Annotated in this window: 2 protein-coding genes and 1 pseudogene; all 3 read left to right on the forward strand. The window is 58.9% G+C overall.

From position 1 onward, the window contains the following. A pseudogene (locus QNK41_RS22330) lies at positions 1–333 on the forward strand (diaminopimelate decarboxylase); the annotation flags it as partial. A gap of 29 nt (positions 334–362) precedes the next feature. Further along, positions 363–833, forward strand: coding sequence for a pyridoxamine 5'-phosphate oxidase family protein (locus QNK41_RS22335; RefSeq protein ID WP_319261893.1), 471 nt, complete (start codon positions 363–365; stop codon positions 831–833). Then, positions 830–3,085: a PEP/pyruvate-binding domain-containing protein gene (locus QNK41_RS22340; protein WP_319261896.1), complete on the forward strand. Its 2,256-nt coding sequence runs from the start codon at positions 830–832 to the stop codon at positions 3,083–3,085. Before QNK41_RS22335 ends, QNK41_RS22340 begins: the two co-directional genes overlap by 4 nt. Positions 3,086–3,488 lie beyond the last annotated feature (403 nt).

Here is a 3,488-nt window from a genome sequence, read left to right on the forward strand (position 1 = left end):
GTGGATGCCGCCATGAACGACCTGGTGCGTCCCTCTCTTTACGGCGCCTACCATCGCATCGGGGAGGTAACCCCCAAAGACCGTGAGAAGATTGTCGTGGACGTGGTGGGTCCCATCTGCGAAAGTTCCGATTTTTTGGCCCAGGATCGCCGGCTTCCCACGATGGAACCTGGTGAATACCTGGCCGTCTTCTCCGCCGGCGCCTACGGCTTCACCATGTCTTCCCAATACAATTCCCGGCCCCGGGCCGCCGAGGTAATCGTCGATGGCGATCAGGCCACGCTGGCCCGCCGGCGGGAGACCTATGCAGACCTCATCGCCCTGGAAATTTAACAGCAAGACATTCCTCGGAGGTATCACGCGTGAAAGACATCGGCCAGCTCAAGTCAAAACTCTCAACCCTCTTCGCCGAGCAGTACTTTGCCGTCCTGGCGACCCGCTCAGACGACAGTATCCACACTACCCTGGTTGCCTTTGCCGCCAGCGACGACCTGAAAACCCTCTTCGTGTGCACCCCCCGGGCCACGCGTAAATTTTCCAACCTCAAGCAGAACCCGTCGGTTTCTCTGCTGGTGCACAACAGCTCGAACATGGCCACGGACATCCGCCAGTCCATCGCCGTGACGGTATCCGGCACCGCCGAGGAAGTACCCGTGGACCGCCTGGAAACCGCCCGTGCGGTGTACCTGGCCAAACAGCCCCACATGTCCGGCTTTGTCACCTCCCCCAACACGGCCATCATAGAGGTAACCGTGGGCCGCTACGATGTGGTGGCTCATTTCCAGGACGTTACCATCTTGGAAATCCAGAAGGATCGGATCGTGCAGCCATGAACGGCCTCCTTTCATTTGCCCGCATCCAACGCCGTCACCGTCACCTGGTGGGCGGCAAGGCCATGACCCTGGCCACGCTGATGCGCGGAGGGATCACGGTACCCGACGGCCTGTGCGTCACCACCACCGTATACGAAGACTTTATCCGCACAACCGGCCTGGGCACACGCATCGGGATGGAGATGGGTCGGCTTCCCCTGGCTGAGATGCGCTGGGAAGAGATCTGGGACATGGCCTTGCGCATCCGCAACCTTTTTCTCAACACCGCCATCCCGGACCATCTGAGAGAAACGCTCGCTTCGGAACTGGAGACGCGATTTGCCGGCCGTGCGATGGTGGTGCGTTCCTCGTCTCCCCAGGAAGACCGGGCCGGCAGCTCTTTCGCCGGCTTGCACGAATCTTACGTCAATATCCGTGGCCTTGATGCTATCCTGGAGCACATCCGCCTGGTGTGGGCATCCCTGTGGTCCGACGGCGCCCTGCTCTACCGCAAGGAGCTGGGCATGGATATGCAGAAAAGCGCCATGGCGGTGATCGTTCAGGAGCTGGTGGCCGGTGAGCGCTCCGGAGTGGCCTTTTCCAGGAGTCCCGACGGCGCCGACCACGCGGTGGTGGAATCGGTCTACGGCCTCAATCAAGGACTGGTGGATGGCACCATCACTCCGGACCGCTGGACCCTGGACCGTCGCACCGGCAATTTAATCAGCCACACACCGGCCGCCCGGGAACAGGCCATGCGGCCGGTGGACGGCGGCGTCACGTTGATGCCGCTGGCAGAAGCTGAACAAAATGCACCCCCGCTGGATGAGGAAACGCTGGACCGGGTGTTTGGCATGGCCATGACCCTGGAGAAAACTTTCGAGCGGCCTCAGGACGTGGAATGGACCGTCCAGGGAGAGTCCCTTTATCTACTCCAAAGCCGGCCGGTGACCACGACCCGAGACAGCGCATCGGATGGCACTCCCTGGTCTAAAGGTGACAAACGTCCCTGGTATCTGAGCCTCAAGCGCAGCTTCGACAATCTGAAGGTCCTGCACCGCCGCATCGAAGATGAACTCCTGCCCCAGATGGCAGCCGAGGCCCGGGAGCTGTCGAAAACCGACCCGGCAGGACTCTCCGACGCCCGACTCATCGAAGCCATCCAGACGCGCATGCGCATTCATCGTCGCTGGGTGGATGTCTATTGGCGCGACTTCATCCCCTTTGCCCATGGTGCCCGCCTCTTCGGCCAGGTCTATAACGACGTGGTCAAGCCCGAAGACCCCTATGCGTTCACCGCTCTGTTGGCCGAAACCCGCATGACCGGGATGGAACGCAATCGGGAGTTGCGCAGGCTGGCCCGCATGATCCAGTCCGACAATCGCCTGCGTGAACGATTAGCGTCCAGGAAACTGGACGATGTGAACCCAGAATTTTCAACTTATTTTAACGCTTTTCTGGAACGCTACGAAGATCTCACATTCAAAGCGGTCCGTTTTTTCAAAGACCGCGAGGGCTTGATCGGCTTACTGCTGGAAATGGCGGAACAGGCTGAACCCGAGGCCGCTGCCGGACGGCCGGACATCGCCTCCTTGGCCGACGATTTTGCCGACCGCTTTCCCGAAGACCGACGCGAATTTGCCCGCAAACTCCTGGAAATTGGACGATCCAGCTACCGGCTGCGAGACAACGACAATATCGTCCTGGCCCGCATCGAGGCCCAGCTGCTCAAGGTTGTGGACGAAGCCAAGCGGCGAATCGGCGAGCTCGACCGGGTGGACGCAGACGCCCTCACACCCGCACAGACAGTCAAGATTCTGTCGGATCCGGCCGCCATCCACGAAATCGTCAAGGAACAGGCGACCATCGACGAACCGGTCCAGCATCAGGGCCGGCCGGGTCTGGTCCCGCCAACCGTAGACACCGCCGACGGTGATTTCATCATGCGGGCCCGCCAGCTCATCGGCCAGCCCGCCGGCCAGGGTCTGGCCGTGGGAAAGGCCCGGGTGATTTCAGCGGTCGAAGACCTCTTTCAGTTCAAATCCGGTGAAATTCTCGTCTGCGATTCCATCGATCCCAATATGACCTTCGTGGTACCCCTGGCTGCGGCCATCGTGGAGCGGCGCGGCGGCATGCTGGTTCACGGCGCCATTGTCGCCCGCGAATACGGCTTGCCCTGCATCACCGGCGTAGCCGACGCCAGCGCCCTGATCCACACCGGCGACCGTCTTACCGTGGACGGGTATCTGGGTATTGTGACCATCGGGGACTGAAAAACCAGTTCTCTGGCCTGAAAAAATGGAATATATTTTCGAATTGCCCCCCCCGCGGCAAGCCGCAGGGAATGTGCTCGCTATCGCGGTTCAAGGCGTTAGAATAGTGTCCGTCCAGAAATGAGGGATTTTGGTCGAGATCAAGGCGTGCGAAAAATTTTACCGGAGGCATATAGTTGATATTCCGAGGATAAAATTTTTCGCGCAACGCAGAGGTCGGGCAAAATAACCATTTATGGATGGGCACTAGAATAGTATTTTGAAAAAACTGATGTTACCGATGTAAAGGCTTTCGAAGACAGTACTGCCTTAGTCGGTTTATCGCTATTAATTTGTATTCATAAATTATGGGCGCAACAAGAGAGATTTGGTAAAATGACAGGTTTAATTATCACTTCTATAC

This window comes from Desulfosarcina sp. (assembly GCF_033791525.1).
GTDB lineage: Bacteria > Desulfobacterota > Desulfobacteria > Desulfobacterales > Desulfosarcinaceae > Desulfosarcina.

Bases quoted from the DNA above. Each gene is read 5' to 3' on its own strand.
- QNK41_RS22340 (WP_319261896.1), top strand. From the start codon at position 830: ATGAACGGCCTCCTTTCATTTGCCCGCATCCAACGCCGTCACCGTCAC.